Origin of the sequence: Povalibacter sp. (assembly GCF_036735925.1) — a bacterium.
Lineage (GTDB): Bacteria > Pseudomonadota > Gammaproteobacteria > Steroidobacterales > Steroidobacteraceae > Steroidobacter.
Genome location: NZ_DAINNK010000001.1, coordinates 91,888 through 118,332 on the forward strand (window position 1 = coordinate 91,888; position 26,445 = coordinate 118,332).

Annotated in this window: 18 protein-coding genes; 11 read left to right on the forward strand and 7 right to left on the reverse strand. The window is 65.8% G+C overall.

Annotated features, from left to right (window positions below; translation table 11 throughout):
• Nucleotides 1-123 precede the first annotated feature (123 nt).
• The 9 genes from V7D81_RS00410 (at nucleotide 124) to V7D81_RS00450 (ending at nucleotide 15,138) form a co-directional block, all read left to right on the forward strand.
• On the forward strand, nucleotides 124-3,684 hold the full coding sequence (locus tag V7D81_RS00410; protein ID WP_324313734.1) for an EAL domain-containing protein: 3,561 nt from the start codon (nucleotides 124-126) through the stop codon (nucleotides 3,682-3,684).
• A 72-nt stretch (nucleotides 3,685-3,756) separates the two neighbouring features.
• Nucleotides 3,757-5,337 carry an alpha,alpha-trehalase TreF gene (gene treF, locus V7D81_RS00415; protein ID WP_324313736.1) on the forward strand — a complete coding sequence of 527 codons (1,581 nt, stop codon included), beginning with the start codon at nucleotides 3,757-3,759 and terminating at the stop codon, nucleotides 5,335-5,337.
• Between the two features lie 144 nt (nucleotides 5,338-5,481).
• Nucleotides 5,482-5,907, forward strand: a complete 426-nt coding sequence (gene rnk, locus V7D81_RS00420) for a nucleoside diphosphate kinase regulator (protein ID WP_324313738.1) — start codon at nucleotides 5,482-5,484, stop codon at nucleotides 5,905-5,907.
• 116 nt (nucleotides 5,908-6,023) lie between these two features.
• Nucleotides 6,024-8,339 carry a protein translocase subunit SecD gene (secD, locus tag V7D81_RS00425; protein ID WP_324313740.1) on the forward strand — a complete coding sequence of 772 codons (2,316 nt, stop codon included), beginning with the start codon at nucleotides 6,024-6,026 and terminating at the stop codon, nucleotides 8,337-8,339.
• A 213-nt stretch (nucleotides 8,340-8,552) separates the two neighbouring features.
• Nucleotides 8,553-8,807 carry a hypothetical protein gene (locus V7D81_RS00430; RefSeq protein WP_324313741.1) on the forward strand — a complete coding sequence of 85 codons (255 nt, stop codon included), beginning with the start codon at nucleotides 8,553-8,555 and terminating at the stop codon, nucleotides 8,805-8,807.
• A gap of 231 nt (nucleotides 8,808-9,038) precedes the next feature.
• Nucleotides 9,039-11,000 (forward strand): TonB-dependent receptor plug domain-containing protein, encoded by a 1,962-nt coding sequence (locus tag V7D81_RS00435; RefSeq protein ID WP_324313742.1) that lies wholly within the window; start codon nucleotides 9,039-9,041, stop codon nucleotides 10,998-11,000.
• Nucleotides 11,001-11,022: 22 nt separating this feature from the next.
• Nucleotides 11,023-11,610: a YfiR family protein gene (locus V7D81_RS00440; protein ID WP_324313743.1), complete on the forward strand. Its 588-nt coding sequence runs from the start codon at nucleotides 11,023-11,025 to the stop codon at nucleotides 11,608-11,610.
• A complete protein-coding gene (locus V7D81_RS00445) occupies nucleotides 11,607-13,985 on the forward strand; it encodes an ATP-binding protein (RefSeq protein ID WP_324313744.1) in 2,379 nt (792 codons plus the stop codon). The genes V7D81_RS00440 and V7D81_RS00445 overlap by 4 nt, the downstream gene beginning before the upstream one ends.
• A gap of 10 nt (nucleotides 13,986-13,995) precedes the next feature.
• Nucleotides 13,996-15,138: a sensor histidine kinase gene (locus V7D81_RS00450; RefSeq protein WP_324313745.1), complete on the forward strand. Its 1,143-nt coding sequence runs from the start codon at nucleotides 13,996-13,998 to the stop codon at nucleotides 15,136-15,138.
• Here the strand turns inward: V7D81_RS00450 and V7D81_RS00455 are convergent.
• From V7D81_RS00455 to V7D81_RS00485, 7 genes are all read right to left on the reverse strand, one after another.
• Nucleotides 15,099-15,590, reverse strand: a complete 492-nt coding sequence (locus tag V7D81_RS00455) for a hypothetical protein (RefSeq protein ID WP_324313746.1) — start codon at nucleotides 15,588-15,590, stop codon at nucleotides 15,099-15,101. The genes V7D81_RS00450 and V7D81_RS00455 overlap by 40 nt on opposite strands.
• 117 nt (nucleotides 15,591-15,707) lie before the next feature.
• Complete coding sequence (locus V7D81_RS00460; RefSeq protein WP_324313748.1) at nucleotides 15,708-16,481, reverse strand: GntR family transcriptional regulator; 774 nt, start codon at nucleotides 16,479-16,481, stop codon at nucleotides 15,708-15,710.
• Between the two features lie 77 nt (nucleotides 16,482-16,558).
• Nucleotides 16,559-17,596 carry an aromatic ring-hydroxylating dioxygenase subunit alpha gene (locus V7D81_RS00465; RefSeq protein WP_324313749.1) on the reverse strand — a complete coding sequence of 346 codons (1,038 nt, stop codon included), beginning with the start codon at nucleotides 17,594-17,596 and terminating at the stop codon, nucleotides 16,559-16,561.
• A complete protein-coding gene (locus V7D81_RS00470) occupies nucleotides 17,593-18,900 on the reverse strand; it encodes an MFS transporter (RefSeq protein WP_324313751.1) in 1,308 nt (435 codons plus the stop codon). Before V7D81_RS00470 ends, V7D81_RS00465 begins: the two co-directional genes overlap by 4 nt.
• Nucleotides 18,897-20,501, reverse strand: coding sequence for an FAD-dependent monooxygenase (locus tag V7D81_RS00475; protein ID WP_324313754.1), 1,605 nt, complete (start codon nucleotides 20,499-20,501; stop codon nucleotides 18,897-18,899). Before V7D81_RS00475 ends, V7D81_RS00470 begins: the two co-directional genes overlap by 4 nt.
• Entirely contained in the window at nucleotides 20,498-21,427 is a 930-nt protein-coding gene (locus V7D81_RS00480; protein WP_324313756.1) for a VOC family protein, read from the reverse strand. Before V7D81_RS00480 ends, V7D81_RS00475 begins: the two co-directional genes overlap by 4 nt.
• Nucleotides 21,428-21,450: 23 nt before the next feature.
• Complete coding sequence (locus tag V7D81_RS00485; protein WP_324313758.1) at nucleotides 21,451-22,314, reverse strand: fumarylacetoacetate hydrolase family protein; 864 nt, start codon at nucleotides 22,312-22,314, stop codon at nucleotides 21,451-21,453.
• A gap of 269 nt (nucleotides 22,315-22,583) precedes the next feature.
• Here V7D81_RS00485 and V7D81_RS00490 point away from each other — a divergent pair, with 269 nt between their 5' ends.
• Nucleotides 22,584-24,077: an amidohydrolase family protein gene (locus V7D81_RS00490; protein ID WP_324313759.1), complete on the forward strand. Its 1,494-nt coding sequence runs from the start codon at nucleotides 22,584-22,586 to the stop codon at nucleotides 24,075-24,077.
• Between the two features lie 69 nt (nucleotides 24,078-24,146).
• Nucleotides 24,147-26,438: a TonB-dependent receptor gene (locus V7D81_RS00495; RefSeq protein WP_324313760.1), complete on the forward strand. Its 2,292-nt coding sequence runs from the start codon at nucleotides 24,147-24,149 to the stop codon at nucleotides 26,436-26,438.
• Nucleotides 26,439-26,445: the final 7 nt, after the last annotated feature.

The following is a 26,445-nucleotide window of genomic DNA, read 5'->3' on the forward strand; positions in this document are numbered from 1 at the left end:
CTACGATCCGGAGCCTGACCGGGAATAGGTGGAGCCGCGGGCCGCTGGCCCTGCGCGAGGGATTCGGTCGGGACGCAGTCTGCGCCGCTGCGTCAATCGTTGAAGCGTCGGGAATACAAGAACATGCATCGACTGCTGGAAAAGCAGATCCGCGAAGCGACCCGCCCGGACGGCGAGATCGACCTGGGGCGATTGCTGACCATCGTCGAAGGCATCTACGTGCGGGCCGACGAGGAACGGCGCGGCGTCGTGCGTTCCATGCAGCTCATGTCGGACGAGGCGACGGCACTCACGCGCGAGCTGCGCGAAAGCACCGCCAGCCAGCTGCAATCGATCCTCGACCACGTCAAGGACGTGATCATCAGCGTCGACGAAGGTGGCCACGTCGCTTCGATCAATGCGACCGGTCAGCGGGTCTTCGGCCATGCGGAAGCCGACGTGCTCGGTCGTCCGCTCAGCTTCCTGCTGCCGCAACTGGCCAACGAGGAATCGCTGTCGAAGCAGCTCGAAGCGCTCGCCGCCCGGCTCGACGACACGCAGGTCGATCTGGCGCAGCACGAAACGCTCGGTCTGCATTCCAGCGGCAGCTACTTCTCCGCCGAACTCGCCGTCAGCAAGACGCGGCTCAATCGCAGCTGGGTATTCGTCGTCTGCCTGCGCGATACCAGCGATCGCAAAGCGGCCGACGCGGCCCTGCGCGAAAGCGAGGCGCGCTACCGCACGCTGGTCGAACACGCGCCCGAAATCATCGTCGTCGTCGACACCGACCTGAACCGGCTGATCGACGCCAACGAAAACGCCGTGCGTTTCTTCAAGATGGATCGCGAGGCATTGCTGGCGATTGCGCCGGACGCGCTCAGTCCCGAATGCCAGCCCGACGGCTCGGAGTCCGCGAATGCCAGTCGCGCCAACCTCGAGCGAACGGTCGCCGGCGAGGCGCCGGTGCTCGAATGGGTCTTTCGCGACGCCTTCGGCGCCGACATTCCCTGCGAAGTACGCTGGGTTCGCCTGCCGTCCTCGAGCCGCCGCCTGGTCCGCGGCAGCATCACCGACATCACCGAACGCAAGCGCAATGAACTGCTGGCCGCCGGCGAGCGGCGCGTGTTCGAGCGGCTGGCGGCGAACGTCGATCTGCGCGTGACGCTGCAGGCCATCACCGACGTCGTCGAACGCGTCGCGCCCGACAGCATCTGCGCGATCCGCCTGCTCGACGACGAACGCACGCATCTGCACCTGTGTGCCGGGCCGAACCTGCCCGCGCCGTACGCGCAGTCGATGGAGGGTGTCGAAGTCGCGGCGCGCAATGGCTCGTGCGCGGCGGCCGTCTATCTGCAGCGCCAGGTGATCGTCGCGGACATCAGTCGCGATGCCCTGTGGGAACACCGGCGCGATCTGGCGATCGATGCCGGGCTGCGCGCCTGCTGGTCGACGCTGATCTACGCCTCCGACGGTCGCACCTTCGGCACGCTCGCGCTCTACTTCCGCGCGCCGGCCAGCCCGATGCGGCGCGATTTCGAGCTGATGTCGCGCATGACCCAGCTGGCCGGCATCGCCATCGAGCGGCGCATGTCGGAGAGCGCACTGCGCGCCAGCGAAGGCCGCTATCGGCGCCTGTTCGACAACGTGCTCGAAGGCGTCTACAGCTCGACGGTGGAAGGGCGCTTCGTCTCCGTGAATCCGGCGCTGGCGCAGATGGTGGGGCTCGCTTCGCCGACCGAACTGCTGTCGCGGCCGACCGAAACGATCTATCACGACCCGCTGGAGCGCGCAGTCATTATCGCGGCGCTCGAGCGCGACGGCGAAGTGCGCAACGCGGAGTTCCAGCTGCGTCGCGTCGATGGCACGACGCTGACCGTGATCGAAAGCGCGCGCGCCGTGCGCGACGAAAACGGTCGCCTCACCGGTTACGAAGGCACGATCTTCGACATCAGCGAACGCAAGCGCGCCGAGACGGCGATGTTCCAGGAGAAGGAGAAGGCGCAGGTCACGCTGCAGTCCATCGGCGATGCCGTCATCACCACCGATGCCGAGGGCCGCGTCGAATACCTGAATCCCGTGGCGGAAGACCTGACCGGCTGGCATCTGCACGAGGTGGTCGGCAAGGCGCTCGGCGAAGTCGTCGAGATGGTGAATGAGGCGACGCGCGAGCCGCTGGAGAATCCGGCGTCGCGCTCGCTGCGCGAGGATCGCGTCATCGCCATGGCCGACCAGACCGTGCTGGTGAATCGCCGCGGTCAGGAGATCGCCATTCAGGACTCGGCCGCGCCGATTCGCGATCGCAGCGGACGGATCATCGGCGCGGTGCTGGTGTTCCGCGACGTCAGCAAGGAACGGCGTCTGCGCCGCGCGCTTGCCTACCAGGCGACGCACGATGCACTGACCGGTCTCATCAATCGGCGCGAATTCGAGACGCGCCTGAACGAAGCGCTGATCACGGCGCGCGCCAATCACGAAGTCACGCACGTCCTGCTGTATCTGGATCTCGATCAGTTCAAGCTGGTGAACGATACCTGCGGTCATCAGGCCGGCGACCGCCTGCTCAAGCAGATCACCGGTCTGCTGCAGACCCGCGTGCGCACCAACGACATGATCGCCCGCCTGGGCGGCGACGAGTTCGGTGTGCTGCTGCAGCACTGCAATGGCGATCGCGCCGAGAAGATCGCCGACAGCCTGCGCCAGGCGATCCGCGAGTACCGCTTCGAGTGGCCGGACGGCGCCATGAACGTCGGCGCCAGTATCGGCATCGTCGAGATCAACAGCGACAGCGAGAGCATCGCGAGCGTCATGGCGGCGGCAGACGTCGCCTGCTATGCGGCCAAGGACTCGGGCCGCAATCGCGTCCACACCTATCAATCGAGCACGGCGCCGGAACGCCATCGCGAGATGCAGTGGGTGTCGAAGCTCACGCGCGCCGTCGAAGAGAATCGCCTCGAACTGTACTACCAGCCGATCGTGCCCATCGGCGCGAATCGCGATCCGCGCGGCCACTACGAACTGCTGTTGCGCATGCGTGCGGAGAACGGCGCATTGATCATGCCGGCGGAATTCATTCCGGCCGCCGAGCGCTACAACGTCATGCCGATGATCGATCGCTGGGTGGTACGGCAGGCACTGGGGACGCTCGCGCACTACCGCACCGACGGCGATCCACGTCATGCCTACACGATCTCGATCAATCTCTCCGGCACCTCGCTCAACGACGATCGCTTTCTGGAATTCCTGATCGGCGAACTGCAGGGCCACGATCTGAGTCCGGGCGCCGTGTGTTTCGAGATCACGGAAACGGCGGCGATCTCCAACCTGCCGAACGTCGTGCACTTCATGAAGGAATTCCGCGCCCGCGGCTGCCAGTTTTCGCTGGACGATTTCGGCAGCGGCCTGTCGTCCTTCATGTATCTCAAGAACCTGCCGGTCGACTACCTCAAGATCGACGGACAGTTCATCCAGGACGTGAGCACGGACCGGGTGGATCGCTGCATGGTCGAGGCCATCACCCAGATCGGCCATGCGATGGGCATCAAGACGATCGCAGAGCGAGTCGAAACGGCCGAAGTGCTCGCGTGTCTCGCCGACATCGGCGTCGAGTATGCGCAGGGCATCTACGTGGCGGTGCCCGAATCCGTGGAAGCGCTGAGCCGTGTGATGCGCACCGGCCCGCAGTTGCGGCTGGTGCATTCGGCGTAGCCAGATTTCCGACCTGAAAACCGCGCGCCAGCGCCTTATCATCGGCCCGCCCTGCGAAAGGCGGCCGATGCAATGAAATTCACCACCGCGCTGTATGCGTTGCTGCTGTCCGCGACGATTGCCTCGGCGCAATCCGCGCAGACGCCCGCGGGTCTGTATGGCGATCTGTTTGCGCAGGTGCAGCAGCAGCGCCTATTCCCGGACGGCAAGACCTTCGTCGATGCGGTGCCGCGCAGTGCGCCGGATGTCGTCATGGCGGAATACGAACGCCGCCGGCGCGATGCGCAGTTCGATCTGAAGTCGTTCGTGCTGGAACATTTCGAAGTGCCGCAGCCGGTCGACAGCGGCTACCGCAGTGACTTATCGCGGGATGTGGTCGCACACATCGACGAGTTGTGGAGTGTGCTGACGCGACAGGCCGATCGCGTCGATCCGTACTCGTCGCTGCTGCCGCTGCCGCAGCCGTACGTCGTTCCCGGCGGGCGGTTCCGCGAGATCTACTACTGGGATTCGTACTTCACGATGCTGGGTCTCGAACAGAGCGGCCGGCACGAGCTGACGCTCGACATGCTGGCCAACTTCGCGCACCTGATCGATCGCTACGGTCACGTACCGAACGGCAATCGCACGTACTACCTCAGCCGGTCACAACCGCCGTTCTTTGCGGCGATGGTCGAACTCGCCGCGGCGCGCGATGGCGAGCAGGTCTACGTGCGTTTTCGGCCGCAGCTGCAACGCGAATACGAGTTCTGGATGGAAGGCGCCGGCACCGTGGGTGAAGGTGCGGCGCATCGTCGCGTCGTCCGGTTGCCCGACGGATCGGTGCTGAATCGTTATTGGGACGATCAGGCGACGCCGCGCGACGAGTCGTACGCGGAAGACGTCGCAACGGCCGCAGCCTCCGGCCGGCGCGCCGCGGAGGTGTATCGAAACCTGCGCGCCGCCGCCGAAAGCGGCTGGGATTTCAGTTCGCGCTGGCTGCGCGATGGCCGCACGCTGACCAGCATCCGCACCGTCGAGATCGTGCCGGTGGATCTCAACAGCCTGCTGTACCAGCTCGAACGAACGCTGGCTCGCGCGCATCGCGTCGCAGGAGATTCCACCGCGGCCAATACCATCGAGATTGCGGCCGCGAAGCGGCGCCAGGCGATGCGGCAGTATCTATGGAACGCCGACGAGGGTGCGTTCGGCGACTATGCATGGCGGCAGCGCACGCTGACGCCTCATGTGACGGCGGCGACCTTGTTCCCGCTGTACTTCGGCATTGCCGACGTCCGGCAAAGCGCTCAGGTGGCGACGTTCGTGCAGTCGCATCTGCTTCAGCCTGACGGTCTTGCCACGACGATGGAGCGGACCGGACAGCAATGGGATGCACCGAACGGGTGGGCGCCGCTGCAATGGATCGCGATCAAGTCACTGCGGGATCGCGGGCAGCCTGCGCTGGCGCAGGAGATCGCCTGTCGCTGGATACGCGAAAACACCGCAGCGTTTGCCGCGACGGGAAAGCTCGTCGAGAAGTACGACGTGTCGGGCGAGGGTGCTGCGGGCGGCGGCGAGTATCCGTTGCAGGATGGTTTCGGCTGGACGAATGGGGTACTGCGTGCGCTGCTCGCGTTGTACTCGCCGCAGGATTGCGCATCGCGCCTTCACTGAGCCTCGCGATCCGCGGGATCGGTTCGCCAAAGACTAAGCGAATCGAAGATTAATTCTAATGGCCCTAATTGAATCGCCGGGTTACAAAGGTTGCGACCGAATGCCGGCCGCGTATCGCGGCAGCATGCAGCGTGGAGGAGTGTCATGAGCCAGCGAATCATTCTCAGCAAGACCGACGTGGCCCGGCTGCGCTCGATCATTTCGGAGCAGTCGCGCTCGGCCATCCGCGATCTCGATCACCTGGCTGCGCTCGGTGAAGAGATCGATCACGCCAAGATCGTCGATCCGCAGGCGCTGCCGGAGGACGCCGTCACACTCAATTCCATCGTGCGCGTGATGGACACGCAGACGCGCGCGACCGAGGAATACACGCTGGTGTCTCCCTCGCAGGCAGACGTGACGAGCCGCCGGCTTTCCGTGACCGCGCCGCTCGGCGTCGCCCTGCTGGGCTTCCGCGAAGGCGATGAAGTGATCTGGGAAATGCCCGGCGGTGAGCGTCGGCTGAAAGTGCTGCAGGTCGTGCAGCCGCCGCCGGACGGCACGGTGGTGTTCCTGCCGCCCGCGGCCTGAATTTCCGGCTTCTTCCTGTGGGGCCGGCTTCAGCCGGCCTGGGCACTGTCAGGCTGTTTTCAGGCCGGCTGAAGCCGGCCCCACAGGCAGAGCAACTCCCTGATACGGAGACCCTCATGCTCCCTTCGAACTGGAAGCTCGTTGTCTACGGGCTGATCGTCGCCATCGGCTGCCTGTTCGCAGCGCCGAATCTGTTCACGCCGGCGCAGCTCGAGTCCTGGCCGGACTGGCTGCCGAAGAAGCAGGTCGCTCTCGGCCTCGATCTGCGCGGCGGCGCGCACCTGGTGCTCGAGATCGATTCGGATGCGCTGCGCAGCGAGCTCGTCGATGAATCCGCGCTGGCGGAGCGTCAGCGATCTGCACTCGAACAGAGTCTGGAAATCGTGCGACGGCGCATCGATGCGGTCGGCGTCGCCGAACCCACCGTGCAGCGTCTCGGCAGCGATCGCATTCTCGTGCAGCTTCCGGGCGTGCAGGATCCGCAGGAAATCCGCACGCTGCTCGGCAGCACGGCGAAGCTGACGTTCCATCGCGTCCGCTCGATGGTGGCGACCAACACCGGCGCGGTGCCGCCGGGACACATCAGGCTTCCCGATGCGACCGGTCCCGACTTCTACCTGCTCGAACGGCAGCCGATGTTGCAGGGCGAACGATTGATCCAGGCGAGCGCCGGCTTCGACACGCGCGAAGGCGGGCCGGTCGTGTCGTTCCGGTTCGACGATCTCGGTGCCCGACTGTTCGCCAAGATCACGACCGAGAACCTCGGTCGTCAGTTCGCCATCGTGCTCGATGGCAAGGTCATCAGCGCGCCCGTGATCCGCGAGCCGATCACGGGCGGTGCCGGGCAGATCTCCGGTCGCTTTACCACGGCCGAGACGAGTTCGCTGGCGGCGCTGCTGCGTGCGGGTGCGCTGCCGGTGCCGCTCGAGATCGTCGAAGAACGGACGGTGGGTCCGGATCTCGGCAGCGATGCCATTCGCATGGGCGCGCTCACCGGCATGGTCGGTCTGCTGCTGGTGCTGGGCTTCATGACCGTGCTGTACCGGGGCTGGGGCGTGATCGCGAATCTCGCGCTGCTCATCAACGTTGCGCTCACCCTGGCGGCGCTCAGTCTGCTCGGTGCCACGCTGACGTTGCCCGGCATAGCGGGCATCGTGCTCGGCATCGGGCTCGCCGTCGATGCGAACGTCCTCATCAACGAACGCATTCGCGAAGAGACCCGCAAGGGACAGAACGCCGTCGCCGCGCTCGATACCGGCTTCCGGCGTGCGTACGCGACCATCGTCGATTCCAACGTCACCACGCTGATCGCGACCCTGCTGCTGTTCTGGGTCGGTTCGGGACCGGTGCGCGGTTTCGCCGTCACCATGGCGCTCGGCATCATGATTTCGATGTTCACTGCCGTGGCGGTGGTGCGCGCACTGATGGGACTGTATGTCCGCGTGCGGCGGCCGCAGCAGTTCATCATCGGCAGCCTGCTGCCGCAGCGCCTGCTGGCGAAGACGCCGAATTTCCGCTTCATGCGGGCGCGCTTCGTCGGCATCGGACTGTCGATCGTGCTGTCGGTGGCTTCGCTCGCCTTGTTCTTCCGGCCGGGACTGAACTACGGCGTCGACTTCACCGGCGGTACGCTCATCGAAGTGAGCGCGCCGCAGGCCATCGACCTGCCGCACCTGCGTACCGCGCTCGAAGGCGCCGATCTCGGCGAAGTCACCCTGCAGCAGATCGCCAGCGATGCGACCGTGCTGGTACGCATTCAGCAGGGCGAGGGCGGCGAGGCTTCGCAGACGGCCATCGCTGAAGAGGCGCGTGCAGCGATCGCAGAAGCCCTGCCCGATGCGCGCTTCGATCGCGTCGACATCGTCGGCCCGAAGATCAGCGGCGAACTCGCCGATGCCGGCATTCTCGCGGTGCTGCTGGCGAGTCTCGCGATGCTGGTCTATATCTGGATGCGATTCGAATGGCACTTCGCCGTCGGCGCCATCGTGACGCTGGTGCTCGACGTCACCAAGGCGATCGGCTTTTTCGCGCTCACCGGCATCGAGTTCAATCTGACGGCCATCGCCGCGCTGCTCACACTGATCGGCTACTCGGTCAACGACAAGGTGGTGGTGTACGACCGCATGCGCGAAAACCTGAAGCGCTACCCGCGGCAGCCGCTGCGCGACATCATCGATCGCAGCATCAATGAAACGCTGGCGCGTTCGCTCTACACCTCCGCCACGGCGTTCCTCGCGATGGTGCCGATGGCGCTGCTCGGCGGCGCCAGCGTACTGAGCTTTGCCGTGCCGATGGTCTTCGGCATCGTGATCGCGGCGAGTTCATCGGTGTTCATTGCGGCGCCGCTGCTGCTGTTCCTCGGCGACTGGCGGAATCGCCGCCGCGATCCGCGCGCCGATGAGGCGATGACGGCGCTGGAGAATGCGCCGTAGCGACTGTGGGGCCGGCTTCAGCCGGCCTCGGGATGTCAGGCTAAAGCCTGACCCACAAGCAGAGGCCGGCTGAAGCCGGCCCCACAGGCAGTCTGGTCTTCATTGTCAATCGCTCTGGGCGCGATTGCGCCGCTGATCGCAATAATCGATTGTCAAACTGCAAATGACCTTCGGCGCGGGAATCATGTCGCCGCCTTGCCGCCTGGAGGTTCGATGCACGCTGAAGTTTTTCGCTGGTTGTCTGCACCGTTTCGGCTGTGGCGCACGATCGTGCTGGTGTTCATTGCCGGCTTCGCCGTGGCGAAAGTCAGCGGCGACGGCGTCGCGATCCTCTGTACGACGATTGCCTGTGCATTCCTGCTCAGCGGCTTCGAGCGCCGCGAATGGATCGAGATGCCGCTCGACCGGCAGATGGGCGATGTGCTCAGCCGCGTCTGTCTCGCATTGTTCGTCACCTTCGTCGTTTGATTCCGCTCTGTCCCCCGAAGACCAGTCAACGCGACAGTGACATCCGGATGCGCTGGCTCGCGCAGTCGTAACGCGTGCCGCGCGACATGTCGCGCCTTCGGCAAATCCCGCAATCAGTCTGTAGGGGTACGCGCGTCGAGGAATTCCACTACGGGTCGATGGGTGGTCACGCATGGTGGGGTTGTTTAGCATCGGCGCGATTGCAGGGAGACGAACGACATGGAGCACGCATTGAAGTTAGGGATCGACCTTCAAACCCAGCCGTCCATCATCAGCTTCTCGCGCCGTGCGCTGCCGCTGCTCGGCGCCGGTCTTCTGTGTGTCGCGACCAGCGTTCATGCGTCCTCGGCGCTGCTCGCGAGTTCCGAACGCCTGAAGCAGCTCAGCGTCGAGGAACTGCTGGCGCTGGAAGTCACGTCGGTGTCGCGAACTCCGGAATCGCTGGCCGAGGCCGCCGCTGCGATCCGCGTCATCACGCGTGATGAGATCACCCGCTCCGGCGCCACCAGCATTCCGGAGGCGCTGCGCCTGGCGCCGAATCTGCAGGTCGCGCAGGCGAACGCCAGCCAGTGGGCCATCAGCGCACGCGGCTTCAACAACGTGCTGGCGAACAAGCTGCTCGTGATGATCGACGGTCGCACCGTCTACACGCCGCTGTACGCCGGCGTCTTCTGGGACGTGCAGGACACGCTGCTCGAAGATGTCGATCGGATCGAGATCGTGCGCGGCCCGGGCGGAACCCTGTGGGGCGCCAATGCGGTGAACGGTGTAATCAATATCACCACACGTACGGCGGCACAGACGCAAGGTCTGTTCGTGGAAGCAGACGTCGGTACCGAACTGCGTGCGCTGGGTGGAATCCGCTACGGCGGCGAGCTGTCGCCGGACCTGCACTATCGCGTGTATGCGAAGGCCTTCGATCGCGACGATACGCGGCTCGTCGACGGTGCATCGGCGGCAGACGGATGGGATTCGCGCCAGGGCGGTTTTCGCATGGACTGGGAGCGCGAGGCCACGACGCTGACCCTGCAATCGGATCTCTACAGCACGCGACCGGATCCCGACGGCAATGCGCCCGTCGATGCCGACGGCGGCAACGTGCTCGGTCGGTGGCAGCACGTCGTCTCCGACACCTCGGACTTCCAGCTGCAGGTCTACTTCGACCGTACGCGCCGCGACTTCGGCAATGGCTTTGCCGAGAAGCTCGATACCTACGATCTCGACTGGCAACACCGCTTTCAGCTGAGTCCACGCCAGCAGATCGTGTGGGGCCTGGGCGCGCGCCGCATGCACCATGAAGTGAGAAATCTGCCGCTCTTCCAGTTCCGGCCGCCGGACGAGACGCTCGATCTCTACAGCGTCTTCGTGCAGGACGAGATCACGGTGATCCCGGAACGTCTGCGATTGACGCTCGGCACCAAGATCGAACACAACGACTACACGGGTTACGAACACCAGCCGAGCGGACGGCTTTCCTGGACGCCGTCGCCGCGCCAGACGATCTGGGGTGCGATCTCGCGCGCTTCGCGCACGCCCGCGCGCATCGATCGGGATTTCTATCTGAACCTGACGCCGCAGATCGGGCTCATCGCCGGCGGCGATTTCCAATCCGAAGACCTGCTCGCGTACGAGATCGGCTGGCGCCTGCAGCCGGGTGCGGGGCTGTCGCTGTCGCTGTCGGGCTTCTACAACGAATACGACAACCTGCGCAGCGTCGAACCGGGCCCGCCGCCGCTGTTCGTGCCGCTCACGTTCGGCAATGGCGTGCGGGGCGAGACCTACGGCATCGAAGCGGCGGCGACCTACGAGGTGACGGATGCCTGGCGATTGCGCGGCGGCTATACCTTCTTCGACAAGCATCTCTCCGTGAAGCCGGGCAGCCAGGACCTGAACGATGCCTCGGTGGAGAGCAACGATCCGCAGAACCAGGTCGTCATCCAGTCGCTCGTGGATCTCACCTCCGCGCTGCAGCTCGATGCCGTCGTGCGCTACGTCGATGCCTTGCCGGATCCGCACGTGCCGAGCTACGTGGCGGTGGATCTGCGCGTGGCCTGGAATCTCGGCCGTCAGGTCGAGCTGTCGCTGGTGGGGCAGAATCTGTTCGCCGAGCGGCACCTGGAATTCGTGCCGTCGTCTCCCTCCGCGCGCGAGATCGAGCGCAGTGTCTACGGGCGCATTGCATGGCGTCTGTGACGCGACTGTCCGGGAGGTGACGATGCCGGCCGCGCATGTGCAGGCGCGACGCAGGCCGCGCGTTCGCAGAATCGTGCTGGCGATGGCGGGCACGGCCGCTGCGTGGGCGATGTCCTGCGCCTTTGCCGCCGCGCCCGAGTATCAGCTCAAGGCCGTGTTCCTGTTTCAGTTCAGCCAGTTCGTCGAATGGCCGTCGACGGCCTTCGCGCAGGACGATGCGCCGTTCACGGTGTGCGTGCTGGGCGAGGATCCGTTCAAGCAGTATCTGGACGATGCGGTGCGCGGCGAGAAGGTCGATGGACGGCCGTTCGCAGTGAAGCGCCTGCAGCGCGTCGAGCAGGTCGCGGATTGCCACATCCTGTTCATCGCGCAGGCGTCGCCGCAACGGCTCGATCCGATCCTCGATGCATTGCGCGGTCGTTCGATTCTGACCGTGGCCGATTCCGCTGCGTTTGCCGAGCGCGGCGGCGTCATCGAGTTCGTCACCGCCCGCAACAGGTTGCGGCTGCGTATCAATCCGCGCGCCGCCCGTGCGGCCGACCTGACCATCAGTTCGAAGCTGCTGTCGCTCGCGAGTCTGGTGCCAGCGGGGCCGGAGCCTGCGCCATGACGCTGCGCCGCCGGCTCATGCGCGCAGCGCTGCTGACGAGCGGACTCGCCCTGCTGCTCACCCTGGTCGGCTTCGTCGCAGCCCAGCTCATCACGCTGCGCGAATCGACGGTCGCGCACCAGTCGTCGCTCGGCAACGTGATCGCCGCCAACAGCAGCGCAGCTCTGGCGTTTCAGGATCCGGAGGCGGCCCGCGAGATACTCGCCGCACTGCGCGCCGATCCGAATGTAGTAGCCGCCGAGCTGCGCGACCCGGCGGGCAGCCCGTTTGCTGTCTATCCGGCCGACGCGTCGCCGCTGCCGGTGCGGGTGCCGGAAGACGGCGAACATTCGTTCGAAGGTCGTTACCTGATTGCCGCCTATCCGGTGGTGCAGGGCGGCCGCACGCTCGGCACGCTGGTTCTCACTTCGGACATGGCGCCGGTGTACCGGCAGCTTCTCGTGCTCGGCGTCGTCGCTGCCATCGTCGCGCTGGTCGCCTTGTTCGGCGCGTACCTGCTGTCGCGACCATTGCAGCGACAGATTTCCGAGCCGATCGCCGCGTTGGTCGGCGCGGCCAGTGCCGTTTCCGGCCGTGGCGACTACTCGGTGCGTGCGGCGCGCCTGAGCGACGACGAACTGGGCCGGCTCACCGATACGTTCAACGACATGCTGGCGCGCATCGAATCGCAGCTGGGCCGGCTGAACCTGCACAACCGGATCACGCGCGCGATCGGCGACCGGCAGGACCTGCCCAGCATCTTTCGCGTGGTGCTGCAGCATCTCGAAGACGACATGCCGATCGATTTCGGCTGCATGCTGCTCTACGACAGCGCGAGCGAAGTCCTGACGGTGGGCAGCGCGGGGCCGCGCAGTGCGCCGCTCGCGCGGCAACTCGCGATGGCGGAAGGCACACAGATCGTCATCGAGCCCAGCGGCTTCGCGCGCAGCGTGCGCGGCGAACTGGTGTACGCGCCGGACCTGGGCGAGGCGTCCTTCGAACTTCTGCAAGGCATGGTGCAGGCCGGCCTGCGATCGCTGGTCGCGGCGCCGCTGATGGTCGAGAGCCGCGTGTTCGGCGTGCTGGTGGCGGCTCGCCGTGCGCCGCGTGGATTCAGCAGCGGCGACTGCGAGTTCCTGCGACAGCTCAGCGAACATGTCGGGCTCGCCTCGCATCAGGCGCACCTGCATTCGGCCCTGCAGCTCGCGTACGACGAACTGCGACAGACCCAGAAGGCGGTGATGCAGCAGGAGCGCCTGCGCGCGCTCGGACAGATGGCGAGCGGCGTGGCGCACGACATCAACAACGCCATCTCGCCGATCGCGCTGTACACGGAGTCGTTGCTCGAACGCGAAGCGGGCCTCAGCGAGCGCGGGCGAGGGCATCTGACGACGATCCAGCAGGCCATCGAGGACGTTGCCCAGACCGTCGGCAGGATGCGCGAGTTCTATCGCCCGCGCGAAGCACAGTTCGAACTGGCGCGCGTGGACCTGAACCGCGTGGCGCAGCAGGTGCTCGAACTGACGCGCGTGCGCTGGAGCGACGTGCTGCAGGAGCGCGGCATCGTCATTGCGCCGCAGATCGAACTGGCGGCGGCACTGCCGTCGATCATGGGCGCGGAAGGCGAGATCCGCGATGCATTGACCAACCTGATCTTCAATGCCGTCGATGCCATGCCCGAGGGCGGCACGCTCGGTATCCGCACTTGCGTCGTATCGCGGCAGGCGGATGCCGGACTGCCCGCGGACGAGGCGGTCATCCTCGAAGTGAGCGATACGGGCGTCGGCATGGATGAGGACACGCGCCGACGCTGCATGGAACCCTTCTTCACCACCAAGGGCGAGCGCGGCAGCGGCCTGGGACTGGCGATGGTCTATGGCATGGCGCGCCGACATTCGGCGGAGCTGGACATCGAGAGTGCGGTCGGCAGGGGAACGACGGTGCGCCTGAAATTCGCGGTCCGCGCGGGTGAGCCGGAGTCCGTCGTGCGGCTGCCGGCCGACAGCGCAGCGCGGCGCCGCCTGCGCCTGCTCATCATCGACGACGATCCCGTGATCATCGATGCACTGCGGGAAATCCTCGAAGGCGACGGTCATGCCGTCGTCGCCGCAGACGGCGGTCGCAAGGGCATCGATGTTTTCGCGGCCGCGCTGTCAGGTCCGGAACCGTTCAGCGCAGTCATCACCGATCTGGGCATGCCCTATGTCGATGGCCGACAGGTGGCAGCCGACGTGAAGGCGCTGTCGGCTGCGACTCCGGTGCTGCTGCTCACCGGCTGGGGTCAGCGGCTGCTGGACGACCGGGACATTCCACCCTGCGTGGACCGCGTCCTGAAAAAACCGCCGCGGCTGCGCGAACTGCGCAGTGCCCTCGCCGAACTGACGCTGCCCGCATAGGCCGGAAACCATGACCGAGACGACCATCGATACCCCGATCGCGCGCCTGCTGATCGTCGACGACGAAGCAGCGCAGATGACCGCCCTGTGCGACGTGCTGGAAGACGCCGGCTACGTGACGGCCGGATTCACCTCCGGCGTCGAAGCGCTGCAGCATCTGCGCAAGGAACGTTTCGATCTCGTGCTCGCCGATCTGGTGATGCCGCAGATCGACGGCATTGCGCTGCTGCGCGAAGCGCAGGCGATCGATCCGTTCCTGCTGGGCATCGTCATGACCGGTCATGGCGCGGTGGATACGGCCATCGCGGCGATGCAGGCCGGTGCGCTCGACTATGTGCTCAAGCCGTTCCGCCTGAGCGTCATCCTGCCGGTACTGGCGCGTGCGCTGAGCGTGCGGAAGATGCGCGTGGAGATCGCGGCGCTGCAGGCGAGGCTGCGCGAGCATGTCGCGGAGCTGGAACAGGCGAACAAGGAACTCGAAAGTTTTTCCTATTCCGTTTCGCACGACCTGCGCGCGCCGCTGCGGGCCATCAGCAGCTATTCGAGCATCCTGGTGCAGGATTATTCGCAGCAGATTCCCGAGGGCGCGCAGCGCCTGCTGTGCAAGGTGACCGACAATGCGCATCGCATGGGCGAGCTGATCGAGCACCTGCTGCATTTCTCGCACCTGGGCCGGCAGGTGATCAGTCATGAAGCCGTGCGGATCGACAGGATGGTCGCGGAAATCCTCGAGGAACTGCGCAAGGAGGACGACTCGCGGGCCGTGCAGGTGCGCGTCGGCAGTCTTCCCGACACGGTGGGCGATGCCGTGCTCCTGCGCCAGGTGTTCGTCAATCTGCTGGCGAATGCTTTCAAGTTCACGCGTCATGCGAAGCCGGCGGTCGTGGAGGTCGGCTCGCACCTCGAGGGAGGGGAGATCGTGTACGTCGTGCGCGACAACGGCGCCGGTTTCGACATGCGCTACGCCGCCAAGCTCTTCGGCGTGTTCCAGCGTCTGCACAACGACAGCGAGTTTGAAGGCACCGGCATCGGCCTGTCGCTGGCCCAGCGCATCGTGCAGCGGCATGGAGGACGGATCTGGGCCGACAGTGCGATCGGCAGGGGAGCGACGTTCTATTTCACCCTGTCGGCGCCTTCCGCAAACGACGGCTGATCGGCGCGACTGCGCACGCCGTGCAGGCGGCCGAATCCATCGCCGCGCAATCCGGAGGATTCGCTGCAGCGAATCAGGGCGGAGACGCTGTCCAGCAACTGCGCTTCGGTGAACGGCTTGGAGAGATGGCAGCAGCCATGCGTCTCGATCGCCGGCAGGGCCGCGGCCGCCAGGAGCACGCAGGCAATGCCGCGCTGCTGCAGTTCGCGCGCCAGCACAATCCCGGTTCCCGCGTGTGATGCATCGATGATGGCGACGTCGACGTAGGTCAGCGGCACCAGGCCCGTACCCCGGGGCATGAATGCGAGCGCCCCCAGTACTTCGGCGCCCGCATCCACCAGACATTCCCGCAGCGCTCGATAGAGTTGATCGTCGTCTTCGACCAGCAGGATCCTTCTGCCCCGGAGTATGTGCCGGAGTACGTGCGACGAATCAGCAGCGACCGGACTCATCTGATTCTCCCTGTGCACGCGCGAGTCATGTCTGGATCAATACGCCGCATCCGCGAAAGTTCCGTTCGCAGGATTTGCTGCGCGTGCGCAGCGATCACGGCGTTTGCTGCCGCGCGATCAGGCGTCGGCGTCTTCCGTCGCGCGTTCGCTGCGCCGGGGGCGACTGACCCGCGTGCGGGCAGCCGGAGTGCGGGACTTCGCCGGGCGCTTGGGCGGCTGACGGGAGGCGACGATCAGGTCGGTGGTTGTGCGCAGATGATGGACCATGGCCTCGACCAGTCCTTTCGCGTCGCGCGCCAGCGCCAGTGCGACGATCTCCCCGTGTTCCGTGTCGATGTCGCGGTTCGACTCGACCTTGCCCGAGAGCACGCGATAGCGCTCCGACTGTTCATAGAGATGGGCATGCAGGGCGCGCAGGCGGGCGCTGCCGCAGGCGGCGACGAGGGCCGCGTGAAAAGCGGCATGCGCCGTCAGCCATTCGGGATTGACCGAACCCTTCCTGCCGCCGAGCCTTCCCGGCGTCGCGCGCAGGCGATGCGCCGCGGCGAGCAGGCCGGCTTCCCATTCGACATTGCCGAGTTCGACCGAGCGGCGCAGGGCGATGGCTTCGATCTCGCAGCGCACGTCCGTCAGGTCTTCGAGATCGGCGATCGACAGCGGCGCGACGGCAAACCCGCGCTGGTCCTGTGAGACCACGAGCTGGGCGGACACCAGGCGCGACAGGGCTTCGCGGATCGCGCCGGGACTCACCTTCAGTTCGTCGGCGAGATCCTGGATCTTCAGTTTCTTGTCCGGCGCATGGCGTCCCGAAAGGATGTCGCTGCGGATGGCGCGATAGGCCAGCGTGGCCTGGCTGCGCGGTGCGGCGTCTCCGTTCTCTGCTTCTGGCATGGACATAGAGTTTCAGGTCTTTCCTCGAGGGAACGACAAATTGAATATTTTCCGCAGTCTAGCACTGTCGACGCCGCTCACGGCCGGGCGGTCTCGCGGGCTTCGGCGGCGATCAGTTCGTCCATGCGCCGGCGCACCATGACGGCGCCCTTGTCGATCTTCAGCAGGGCCGGGGCCAGCGACCAGAAATCCGCCGCGCCGATGCGCGACTGCTGGGCGGCGATCATCGGCTCGTCCTCGGTGCTGAAGATGTGCGCGCGCATGCGGCGCGTCTGTTCGTTGTACTCGGCGTCGTCGAGCAGGAAGTCGCGGGTCGAGGCGAAGAAGTAGTGCGTCGTGCTCGCCGTTTCCGGCGTCATGATGTGTACGTTGATGGAGTTGCCGCCATTGCTTCGCGGCGTGCCGGCCGGCACGGCGCCGTTCACCAGCTTCATGACGCCCGGTGCGCTCCATTCGACTTCGGTCCAGCTGTCGACGCGATCGACGCCGGGCGGCAGGCGCGGCGCGAGGAGCGGGATCGGCACTTCGTTCTTCGGATGCCAGTGCATGGCGATGATGCCGTCCGGCCGCTGCTCCACCGTGCCGGGCGTGCGCGTGATCGAGCCGCCGCCGAGCGTCGTCGGATGCAGATAGTCGGTGTGCGACAGGTCGAGGATGTTGTCGACGAAGAGCTGGTAGTGGCCCGCGCCGTGGAGGTAACCGCTGTTGAAGGCGGTGTCCGGCGCACTCGCGAGGAAGGACAGGTCGCGGATGCGGGCCGGGTCGGCCTGCGCGGGATCGCCCATCCAGATCCACAGCGCGCGATGCGCTTCCGCCATCGGATAACTGCGCACCGACAACGCACGCGCAATCGGTCCATGCGGATTGCCGACGCAGGCGCCGCTGCTGCCGAACCGCAGGCCGTGATAGCGGCACGTGACGGTGTCGCCCTCGAAGTGACCGAGACTGAGCGGCGCGAAACGATGAGGACAGCGGTCGAAGAGGGCGTGCGGCGTGCCCTGATCGTCGCGCCACAGCACGACGGGTTCGTCGAGCAGCGTGCGGGCGAGCGGCTGGCCGATGCGCAGTTCTTCCGACCAGGCGGCCATGTACCAGACATTGCGCAGATAGTTCATGGCGAGCGGAACCTCTGCCAGCCGAAATACAGCAGCGCGCCTGCCGCCAGCGAGCACGCGCCGAAGGCCGTCGATACCTGCGCGCGATCGAAGCCGGTTGCGAACAGCCAGCCGGCGATCAGCGGCGCGATGGCGCTGCTCACGCGGCCGATACCGCTGACGAAGCCCGTGCCGGACGCACGGTCCGCATCGCCGAACGTGGTGGCGAGCGTGGCGTACAGGCCGGTCGCGCCGCCGAACAGAAAGAAACCGCAGATGCCGCCGGAGAGCATCAGCAGCGGCAGCGACGCCGGCGTCAGGCCGAACAGGATGGCCGCGATGCCGAGTCCGGAGATGGAACCGGCAGTGAGCCAGCGCAGGCCGCCGCGCTGCGCGAGCCAGCCGAGTGCCAGGCCGCTCGCGACGCCGGCCAGGTTGGCGACCGCCGCGACGACACTCGCCGAAGAAGCAGCGAAACCCGCGTCCGCGACCATCTGCGGCAGCCAGCTCAGCACGTAGTAGACCGTGAGCACGAACAGCACGTTGACGCTGGTGATCCAGGCCGTCGTGCCGAGGCGATCCGCGGCGAACAGCAGTGCGTAGCCGCGACGCGCCTGCGTCGTGTGCGGCGGAAGCATTGCCAGCGGACCGTGCCCGAGCCGCTGCAACACCGCATTGACGCGCGCGAGCGCACCGGCATCGCGGCGACTGAGCAGCCAGCCGGGCGACTCGGGCAGGAACAGCGCGACGATCGGCAGCAGCACGGCCGCGGCCATCGCACCGGCCATGAACACGGCGGGCCAGCCGTAGTGATGCATGAGCACGGCGGCGATCAGTCCGCCGGCAACGCCGCCGACGGGATAGCCGATCGCCATGATCGCCACCGTGAACGCACGCCGCCGCGCATTGGCAAACTCCGCTGCGATCGGATTGATGACGGCGACGCAGCAGCCGATGCCGAGCCCCGTCACGACGCGCCACAGTGCGAGTTCGCCGATGGAGTGCGCGTTCGCACACAGCGCCATGCCGGGCGCCATCAGGGCGAGGCTGACGAGCACGAGTGTCTTGCGTCCGTACAGATCGGCGAGCGGCGCCAGCACGATCGCGCCCAGCGCCATGCCGATGAGTCCCGCGGAGAGCACCACGCCGAGCGCCGCCTTGCCGATGCCCCAGGCCGCCGTGATGGCCGGCGCAGCGAAGGTGACCGAGAGCACGTCATAGCCATCGAGCGCCGACAGCACGAACGTGAGTGCGACCGCGACGATCTGCGCGCGACTCATCGGTGCCGAGTCGAGCTGCGCGCGAACGTCGGCGATGGAGTTCACGCCGGCTCAGGCCATCCGGTGGCCCGGCGCAGCGGCGCGTTCCAGCGGTCGCCCCGCCATGCGACGTGCTGATCCGGCCGGACCAGCGTCAGTTTCGTTTCGTACAGCGCCGCCGTTGCAGCATCGTGCAGGCGCACGACCGTCAACGGAATGCGCAATGCCTGTGCTTCGGCCTGCGCGGCTTCGATCTGCGATTGTTCGGCGCCCGGTGCGACGACGAGCGAAAAGCCCTGGCCGAACAGATCGTAGAGCGAGCGTCCATCGTCGAGCCACGCATGCGGAGCGAGGCTGCCGGGTCGCGCCGTTGGCCGGTACGTCTGGCCATCGTGCGGCGGCGGCGGTCCCGGCTCGTCGAAGATCAGCGGCGAATTCTCGTAACGCAGTCCGAGCACGGTGCCGAGCGTGTGGAACTCGCGGCCCTTGGTCGACTGGATGTTGCCGCCGATTTTTTCGCGCAGCGCCGCGCCTTCGGCGGTGTCATCCGCGATCTGCGCCGGCGGCGGACCCGTGGCGATGGCGTGGTTGGCCACGGCTTCGTCGATGACGAAGCGATGTACCGGTCGCCGTTCCTGCGTGTAGCTTGCGATCAGTTCCGGACCGCCCCAGCCCTGCAGCGTGGCCGCGATCTTCCAGCCAAGATCGACGCCGTCGCCGACGCCCATGTTCATGCCGTAACCGCCGAACGGCGGATGCAGGTGACAGGCATCGCCCGCGAGAATGATGCGGCGATCGGCATAGCGATCCGCCAGCAGTTCGCTCGCGACCCAGCTGTCGGCGCTCAGGATTTCGTAGGGCAGATCGATGCCGGTGCGCTCGGCGATCATCGCGGCGGCTTCGGCATTCGAGAGCGTGCGGCCTTCCTCGATGCCGGTCGGTGCGAAGTACCAGATGTCGTCGCGATCCATCGGACCCACGGCGCTGAAGCCCTTCGGACCGAGCTGCCAGTAGATCACCGCGGGGCCATGACGATGCGCGGTGCTGAGCCCGGGCGCGCGGAAGATGATGTTGTAGTTGCGCGAGAGTCCGCTACGTCCTTCCATCTTCGCGCCGAGCAGCGAGCGCACCGTGCTGCGCGAGCCGTCCGCGCCGACGAGGTAGCGCGAGATCACCGTCATCTCGGCGCCGTCAGTACCGACGATGTTCGATACCACGCGGGTCTCGTCCTGCTCGGCCGTGCGGAACGTCGTATCGAAACGCACGTCGATCGTCGGCAGCGAGCGGACGCGTTCGAGCATCACGCTTTCGAGGATGTACTGCGGAATCCACTGCGCATGTTCCGGATACAGCGGCGAGCGCTGCGGCGAGGCATTGAAGGCATTCTCGAAGCGTGCGAGCGGATAGCCCGCGAGGCTCGTGACGAACATCATCGTGTTCGGATAGTCGACGCCGAACGGTGAGGCTGCAGCGAGTCGATCCGCGATGCCCCAGCGCCGCAGATGCGTGCGGGTCCGCACATTCGTGGTCTTGGCGCGCGGCGACGCGCCCGTGCGGTGGTTGCGCTCGACGATCAGGGCACGCACGCCGCGTGTGCCGAGTTCGATCGCGAGCGCGAGACCGACGGGTCCCGCGCCGACGATCAGGACATCTGTTTCGATCTTCATCCGGCTTGCTCGGCTTCCTGATTGACGACGAAGTCGGGCGGCAGGGGCGGGGCCCAGTTCGCCATGCTGTCTTCAGGACCGTAGTTCGTCGGCGTCCACAGCGCATAGTCGTCGATGAAATCCATGTCCGAGTAGTACTCGAGCCACGAGCCCCAGGGATCCTGGATGTAGTGGAAGTAGTTCGAGCCCACCGTGTGCCGGCCGAAGCCCCAGTCGCCGCGGCCCGTCTTTTCCAGCAGCGCGCGGCCCGCACGACCGACGTCATCGGGATCGCGAACCTGGAAGCTCGCGTGATGCATGCCGATGCCGTTGGACTTGCCGAAGCCGAGCACGTGGTGATCGCTGTTCCTGCGCGCGCAACAGAACGCGACGACATCTTCGGCGCGATCGGCGAGACCCATGCCGAGACCCTCGGTCACGAACTTCGCGCTCGCGAGAACGTCGGGCGAGAACATCATGACGTGGCCCAGTCGCAGCGGCTTCACCGGTGCGTACTGACCGATGGGCTGCATCCCGGCGCGACGGTTGCGCACGATGCGGCCGGGCGCGTTGATCTGGTACGGATCGGAGGCGGCGAGCGGCGCGTCCTCCGGCCGTTCCAGCAGGTGATAGAGCACGCCGTGCGGGTCGGTGACCCACAGGCCTTCGGCATCGAAGCCGGCTGGAGCCGCTACGACCTTGCCGCCGGCCGCGGGTACGCTCGCCGCGATCTGCGGCAGATCAGTGGCGCGCAAGGCAATGTGATGCAGCCGCTTGCGCGGCGCGCCGCCGATCAGGATCGCCGACGGGCGCGACTGTCCGATGCACGTAAGCTGCGCGATGTTGCCATTGCGCGAGGCTTCGAGGCCCGCATCGGTATAGAACTTGATCCCCTCGTCGAGCGACGGAACTTCGAGCGCGAACCAGAGTGGGCCGGTGACTGGCATGACATTGCTCCCCTAAATGCGGTTCAGGCCGGGCGTGGGCCGACCCGGTTTTCGATGGCGCCGATCCCGTCGATCTCGCACCGTACGACATCCCCGGGTTGCAGGAACACCGGCGGCTTCATGGCGATGCCGACGCCCTGCGGCGTGCCGGTCGCCAGCAGGTCGCCGGGCTCCAGCGTGAATGCGGTGGAAAGATAGGCGATCTGCTGCCAGACATTGTGGATCAGCTCGCTGGTGTCGCTGTCCTGCCGTACTTCGCCGTTGACCAGCGTACGCAGTCGCAGCGCATGCGGATCGGCGATCTCGTCGGCAGTCACGATCCATGGACCGACCGGCCCATGCGTATCGAAGGATTTGCCGACGGTGAACGTCGGCGAATGCGCCTGCCAGTCGCGCGCCGACACATCGTTGGCCACCATGTAGCCGAAGACGTGGCGGGGTGCGTCGGCTTCGGTGACGCGCTTGGCGGCCTTGCCGATCACGACGCACAGTTCGACTTCGTAGTCGACCTTCTCGCTGACACCCGGATCGATGTCGTCGTACGGCCCGGCGACGCAACTCGTCTGCTTGTTGAACCAGAACTGGTTCTTCGGCACGGCGACGCCGAGGCGGGCGGCTTCCTCCGCGTGCTTGCGGTAGTTCATGCCGATGGCCAGGTACTTGCCCGGCTTCTCCAGCGGCGCCAGCAGCCTGACCGAACGCAGCGGCAGCGTTTCGGTTGCCGAATCAAGCACCGCCCGCACACGCGCCAGCGCCGCATCGCCGCCGGCGATGATCGAGAGCATGGTCGGGTACTCGTGACGCAACGCGTCAAGCGGCACGACCTGATCGTCCCGCAGCACGCCGAGTCGCGGTGCATTGGCTGCCTCAAATCTCAACAGCTTCATCGAAGCATCTCCTTGGTGAGCTGCCGGCCGGCGTGCTCGTGATGTGGCGACTATGCCATTCTCGATTTTGTCTATCAACAAAGATAGAAGTCGACAAAATATATTTTTGGCGATATACATGCGCGCTTCGATGAGGCCGCGACCGCTTCGGTCCCACTCAGGAGGTGCGCCACTACAGCAGTGAACAAACCCCGATGATGTTTCTGTGAATGCTTCCGGAGGCATTGATGCCTCCATGCAAGGAATGACGCTCAAGCAAGGGGGATCTCATGAACCGCATCAACAAGACGAACCGTTCGGGTGGTTTTTTCGTGCTGGCGATGGCAGTCGCCGTCGTCGTGGCGTTCCTGTGGACGCCGGCACACGCGACACCGTCGACAGGAAAGCTGGCATTGGTCGGCGCGATCGTCGTCGACGTGAATACGGGAATACTGATTCGCGGACAGAACATCCTGATCGACGACGGACGCATCGTCAGCATCTCGGCCGGCGCGCCGCCGCCGGGAACGCGCATCGTGTACGCGTTCGGCAAGTATGTCGTCCCTGGCTACAACGACATGCACGCGCATGCGCTCGATTCGTATCCCAATCCGAGCGGTGCGCTCGCACTCATGCTCGCCAATGGCGTCACCGGCTTCAGGCAGATGAGCGGTTCGGATGCGTTCCTGCAGCAGCGCCGCGACGGGCAGCTGCCCATCGGTCCCGATGCGCCAGCGCTGCTCGCGATGCCGGGCGATTTCCTGACGCCGCTCAACGCGGCGATTGCCGAGATGGCGCTGCCCGTCATGCAGGCGCAGCAGGCGGCGGGCGCCGATTTCATCAAGGTGGGCCTCGTCAGCCGCGATGTGCTGTTCGCCGTCATCGACGAAGGCAAGCGTCTCAATATTCCCGTGGCTGGCCACGTGCCGCCGACCGTCGACGTGGTCGCTGCCGCGCAGCGCGGCATGACTTCGATCGAACACATCGGCCCTTCGGACGGACTGCTCGTCGCCTGTTCATCGCAGCGCGATGCGTTGCGCGCCGAACTCGACGCGCTGCCGCCGTTCGGCTCGCTGCCAGTGAATCCGCCCGAGCGGATCCTCGTCAATCCGGCGATCGAAACGACGCCGGACGAAACGCGCCGTCGCCAGATCATCGTCACCACGTTCGACGAGGCGCGCTGTCGCGCCGCCGCGCGCCAGTTCGTTGCCGCGGGCAACTGGCAGGTGCCGACGCTCATCCGGCTCAAGACCGCACAGCTCGCCGACAGCCTGGAGTTCTCCACCGATCCCAATCTCATCTACATGCCGCCCGACGTGGTGGCGCTGTGGTTCAGCGTGACGCGCGACTTCGTTAATCAGGTGCCGCGCGAGGCGCGGATGCTGTTGCGACAGGACTATGCGCTGAGCCTACGCGCCGTGAAGCTGCTGGATGAGGAAGGCGTGAAGCTGCTCGCCGGCAGCGATGTCAGCGGCGGCTGGGAAGTGCCGGGATTCTCGTTGCATCAGGAGTTCGAAGAACTCGCGCGCGCCGGGCTGTCGCCGCTGCGCATCCTGCAGATGACGACACGCGACGCCGCGGAATTCCTGGGACGCAGCGCCACGATGGGCAGCGTTGCGCCCGGACGCAATGCCGATCTGGTGCTGCTCGATGCCAATCCCACGGTCAGCGTCGCCAATCTCAGCAGGATCGCCGGCGTGGTGCGGGCGGGGCGCTACTACAGCGCTGCTGAACTTGCGTTGCTGAAACTGCGGGTCGCGGCTGGCAGAGGCTACCTGCAGTGATCGCCGCTTGAGCGGACGGTGCCGGGAGCAGCAATGAATCTGGATATTACGAAGAGGGGGATACCTACCATGAAATACAGCACACCAGCACTTCGTGCTGCCCTGGCACTGGCATTGACTCCGATGATGATGCCGCTGGCAACGCGCGCGGCCGAGCCCCAGAGCCCGGCCGCGCAGACCGATCAGGCTGAGGGCAAGAAAGGCCTGGAGGAAGTGGTCGTCACCGCGAACCGTCGCGTCGAGAATCAGCAGCGCGTGCCGATCTCGATCGCCGCTTTCAGCGGCGAGACGCTGAGCGACCTCGGCATCAAGGAAGCCGTGGATCTGCCGCAGATCACGCCGGGCCTGAGCTTCACGCGCACGCTCGTCGGCGTGAACGCCTTCCTGCGCGGCGTGGGTACGACGTCTTCGGGTTATACGACTGAATCGCCCATCGCGACCTACGTCGATGGCCTGTATCTGCCGAACGCCGCCGCGGCGGCATTGGCGTTCAGCAACATCGAACGGATCGAAGTGCTGAAAGGACCGCAGGGCACCCTGTACGGTCGCAACACGACCGGCGGTCTGATCCACATCATTACCAAGGAACCGGAGAGCGTCGCCGCATTCGACGCCTCGGTGAGCTATGCGAATTTCGATACGCTGGGCGCGACGCTCTACGGATCGCTGCCGATCTCCGACACGCTCTCCGCCAATTTCGCGGCGACGTACACGGACCAGGCCGAGGGCTGGGGCCGCAACACGTTCATGAACGCCGACGCCTTCACGTTCAAGGACACCGGCGTGCAGGCGAAGCTGCGCTGGCAGCCGAGTGCGGCAACGACGATCACGTTGCGCGGCTTCTACGACAAGGTCGAGACGGACCAGGGCACCAACACGAGCATCTTCCCCGGGTCGGTCGGCATCGACGGCACGCCGTATCTCGGCGAATACCAGGTGGCCAGCCGTCGCCTGCCGATGGTGGAGCAGGAGCAGTACAACGTGTCGCTGAAGGCCGAGTTCGATCTCGGTTCGACCCGGCTCACCAGCATCACCGGCTACATCAACAACCAGTCGCCGAGCGACAACATCCAGAACGGCATCGTCGGTAATCCGGTGCTCGGACAGTCGGCAGTCAATCTCGATGGTGATCAGGAAGCCAAGACGTTCAGCCAGGAAATCAACCTGAGTTCGAATCCATCGGACTCGGCGCTGCAATGGATCGGTGGCCTGTTCTACTACTACGACGACACGACCGTGCAAGCGGATGTGTATGGCACCTGCGTCGGCACGGTCTGCGCGGCCGCGCCGCTGCCGACGCGCACCACGGGCATTCCGAAGACACGCTCGTACTCAGCGTACGGCGAGGGTACGTACAGCTTCACGCCGCAGACCCGCGCCACGCTCGGCCTGCGCTACACGAGCGACAACAAGACACTCTCGGGATTGCTGGCGCCGTTGCCGGGACTGCCGAATTCCATCCCCGCGTTGCCGCCCACGGTCGCGCAGCATCCCGGCGATCCGTATCCAGGCAATCCGGACGGCATCGACACGGACGTCACCTTCGACAAGATGACGTGGAAGGCCGTGCTCGCGCACGACTTCACCGACGACATCAATGCCTACGTGTCCTACAACCGCGGCTTCAAGTCGGGCGGCTACAACCCGATCGTGTTCACCAATCCGGCATCGAAGCCGGAAGTGCTGGATGCGTACGAACTCGGCGTCAAGACGGAACTGTTCGATCGCAGGCTGCGGTTGAACGTGGCCGGCTTCTTCTACGACTACCAGGACATCCAGCTGCGGTCGACCGCGCCGCCGGCGCCTCCGGGCGGTTCGATTCTGTTCAATGCGGCCTCGGCGCAGATGAAAGGCGTCGACGCGGACTTCGTCTTCGCGCCCACGCATGGTCTGAGCATCAGCGGCGGACTCGAATATCTGGATGCGGAATACGACGAATTCCCGAGCGGCATCTGCTCGGCACCGCGTCCGATCCAGGGGCCGGTGCTCGGCGGTGCCGGGACGGTACCGTGCGATCTGTCGGGACGCCGTCCGCCGTCTGCGCCGAAGTTCTCGTACAGTCTCGGCGTCACCTACGAGATCGACACGAGCATCGGTGCGTTTGCCTTCAATGCCAGCGACGGGTACAAGGCCAGCTATTTCTGGGAACCGGACAACCGGCTCGAACAGGACGCCTATCACCTCGTCAATGCCTCGGTCACGTGGACGGCGGTGAATTCGCGTTACAGCGTGCAGCTCTTCGGTCGCAACCTCAACGATGCGTACTATTTTTCGAGCGGGTCGGAAGCGACGGCCGGCAACGATCTGTACGTGCCGGGAGCGCCGCGCACCTACGGCATCACCCTGAGGTACACGTACTGATGAATGC

What these genes read in the sequence shown, in the direction of transcription:
- V7D81_RS00410 (WP_324313734.1), top strand. Translation starts at nt 124, where the DNA reads ATGCATCGACTGCTGGAAAAGCAGATCCGCGAAGCGACCCGCCCGGAC.
- treF (WP_324313736.1), top strand. Translation starts at nt 3,757, where the DNA reads ATGAAATTCACCACCGCGCTGTATGCGTTGCTGCTGTCCGCGACGATT.
- rnk (WP_324313738.1), top strand. Translation starts at nt 5,482, where the DNA reads ATGAGCCAGCGAATCATTCTCAGCAAGACCGACGTGGCCCGGCTGCGC.
- secD (WP_324313740.1), top strand. Translation starts at nt 6,024, where the DNA reads ATGCTCCCTTCGAACTGGAAGCTCGTTGTCTACGGGCTGATCGTCGCC.
- V7D81_RS00430 (WP_324313741.1), top strand. Translation starts at nt 8,553, where the DNA reads ATGCACGCTGAAGTTTTTCGCTGGTTGTCTGCACCGTTTCGGCTGTGG.
- V7D81_RS00440 (WP_324313743.1), top strand. Translation starts at nt 11,023, where the DNA reads ATGCCGGCCGCGCATGTGCAGGCGCGACGCAGGCCGCGCGTTCGCAGA.
- V7D81_RS00445 (WP_324313744.1), top strand. Translation starts at nt 11,607, where the DNA reads ATGACGCTGCGCCGCCGGCTCATGCGCGCAGCGCTGCTGACGAGCGGA.
- V7D81_RS00450 (WP_324313745.1), top strand. Translation starts at nt 13,996, where the DNA reads ATGACCGAGACGACCATCGATACCCCGATCGCGCGCCTGCTGATCGTC.
- V7D81_RS00455 (WP_324313746.1), bottom strand. Translation starts at nt 15,590, where the DNA reads ATGAGTCCGGTCGCTGCTGATTCGTCGCACGTACTCCGGCACATACTC.
- V7D81_RS00460 (WP_324313748.1), bottom strand. Translation starts at nt 16,481, where the DNA reads ATGCCAGAAGCAGAGAACGGAGACGCCGCACCGCGCAGCCAGGCCACG.
- V7D81_RS00465 (WP_324313749.1), bottom strand. Translation starts at nt 17,596, where the DNA reads ATGAACTATCTGCGCAATGTCTGGTACATGGCCGCCTGGTCGGAAGAA.
- V7D81_RS00475 (WP_324313754.1), bottom strand. Translation starts at nt 20,501, where the DNA reads ATGAAGATCGAAACAGATGTCCTGATCGTCGGCGCGGGACCCGTCGGT.
- V7D81_RS00480 (WP_324313756.1), bottom strand. Translation starts at nt 21,427, where the DNA reads ATGCCAGTCACCGGCCCACTCTGGTTCGCGCTCGAAGTTCCGTCGCTC.
- V7D81_RS00485 (WP_324313758.1), bottom strand. Translation starts at nt 22,314, where the DNA reads ATGAAGCTGTTGAGATTTGAGGCAGCCAATGCACCGCGACTCGGCGTG.
- V7D81_RS00490 (WP_324313759.1), top strand. Translation starts at nt 22,584, where the DNA reads ATGAACCGCATCAACAAGACGAACCGTTCGGGTGGTTTTTTCGTGCTG.
- V7D81_RS00495 (WP_324313760.1), top strand. Translation starts at nt 24,147, where the DNA reads ATGAAATACAGCACACCAGCACTTCGTGCTGCCCTGGCACTGGCATTG.